This is a genomic window from Bathymodiolus azoricus thioautotrophic gill symbiont, assembly GCF_001298715.1.
Classification (GTDB): domain Bacteria; phylum Pseudomonadota; class Gammaproteobacteria; order PS1; family Pseudothioglobaceae; genus Thiodubiliella.
This window is the reverse complement of sequence record NZ_CDSC02000146.1, coordinates 1-1,549: the sequence shown is the minus strand read 5'-3', so window position 1 is coordinate 1,549 and position 1,549 is coordinate 1. Positions and strand designations below refer to the sequence as shown.

The 1,549-nt window shown below is 38.2% G+C and carries 2 protein-coding genes and 3 tRNA genes; 4 read left to right on the top strand and 1 reads right to left on the bottom strand.

Annotation, left to right across the window (positions count from 1 at the left end; translation table 11 throughout):
- On the bottom strand, positions 1–226 hold a 226-nt coding region (gene rpoZ / locus BAZSYMA_RS02935), incomplete at its 3' end, for a DNA-directed RNA polymerase subunit omega (RefSeq protein ID WP_090715472.1).
- A gap of 65 nt (positions 227–291) precedes the next feature.
- On the opposite strand from rpoZ, the gene dnaQ reads away from it, so the two are divergent.
- The 4 genes from dnaQ to BAZSYMA_RS02915 all read left to right on the top strand — a co-directional run bounded on the left by dnaQ (position 292) and on the right by BAZSYMA_RS02915 (position 1,255).
- The gene (dnaQ, locus tag BAZSYMA_RS02930) at positions 292–957 is read left to right on the top strand and encodes a DNA polymerase III subunit epsilon (protein ID WP_090715470.1); all 666 of its coding nucleotides are present in this window, start codon (positions 292–294) and stop codon (positions 955–957) included.
- Between the two features lie 51 nt (positions 958–1,008).
- Positions 1,009–1,085 (top strand) — tRNA-Pro (locus BAZSYMA_RS02925).
- A 6-nt stretch (positions 1,086–1,091) separates the two neighbouring features.
- Positions 1,092–1,168: transfer RNA gene (locus BAZSYMA_RS02920), tRNA-Arg, on the top strand.
- An 11-nt stretch (positions 1,169–1,179) separates the two neighbouring features.
- Positions 1,180–1,255, top strand: a tRNA-His gene (locus BAZSYMA_RS02915).
- Positions 1,256–1,549 lie beyond the last annotated feature (294 nt).

The following is a 1,549-nucleotide window of genomic DNA, read 5'->3' as shown; positions in this document are numbered from 1 at the left end:
CTGATAATTCTTCTTCCATTGCATAAACCTCCGTCAAGATTGATGCATCAATCAAACCTGCTTCGATTTCTCTAAGTGCAACAACAGTCACTTTATCTTTGCCAACATCTAAGGTTGACTTATAACCACCAGAACTTAACTGGTGTGCACGCTTAGCTGCTACCAATACCAACTCAAAACGATTATCTACAAAATTTAAACACTCTTCAACAGTCACTCTTGACATAATTTCAACTTATAAATACGATAAAATGGACAATTTTACACGAAAACAACTTCAAAGGATATTTGATGAGCCGACTAATTGTTTTAGATACCGAAACTACGGGTATTGAGCCTTCTGAAGGTCATCGCATCATTGAAATTGGTTGCACCGAAATCGTTGATAGAGAAATCATTGAAAGCAATGAATATCATCAATACATCCAGCCAGAGCGTCTGGTGGGTGACTCTGAAAGAATTCACGGTATTAAGGATAGCTTTTTAAAAAACAAACCAAAATTTGAAGAAATTGCTGAAGAATTTTTAGAATATATTGAAGGCGCCACTTTGGTTATTCACAATGCACTATTTGACCTTGGTTTCTTAAATCATGAATTGCAACGAATGGGTGTTGAACAAACCATTGAAGACAATTGCACCATTATTGATTCCTTAGAAATCTCTAAACAACAACGACCTGGTGGTATGCACAATCTTGATGCGCTTTGCCGACGCTTTGAGATTGATGCCAGTGCGCGTACCGTTCACGGTGCATTACTTGACGCACAAATCTTAGCGCAAGTATATTTGGCAATGACGGGTGGACAATCCACCTTGTTTAATGAAAACCAAAGTAGTCAACAAAATAGCGAGGTTACAATTTCAAGAGTTGATTCTAATCGCGCTAAAATCAAGGTAGTTTTAGCCAATAAAGAAGAACTTAAAGCACACAATACATATTTTGAACATTCTTAAAGTGAATTAGCGTTGACTACAAGACTTAACAAAGTATAATTATCGTTTTTTCGGAGTGTAGCGCAGCTTGGTAGCGTACCTGGTTTGGGACCAGGTGGTCGAAGGTTCAAATCCTTTCACTCCGACCATATTTTGCGCCCTTAGCTCAGCTGGATAGAGCAACGGCCTTCTAAGCCGTAGGTCACACGTTCGAATCGTGTAGGGCGTACCATACAGTTTATGGCGGGAATAGCTCAGTTGGTAGAGCCCCGGATTGTGATTCCGGTTGTCGCGGGTTCAAACCCCGTTTCTCGCCCCACTTTTAAAGGGATTGACTAGCAATCCCTTTTTTTTGTTTTTAAAGAAGATACTACAAAAATACAAACTTTGTTAATCATTAAAACTTTTCAATCACTTAAATCATCATAACTAACTTAAGTGTTTTTATAGGTGCTTTAAGTTTTAGCAAGTCAATTTGTTGCTTATTGTTCTTTATTTTTGAAGTAACAGGCAAGCTAACGCCTGTCTTATCATTCAACCCTTTCGGTGTTATATCTAGTCAAAGTGTCGCCTTGTCGCTTAATCTTTAATGCAGCGAACACTAAAATTGTAA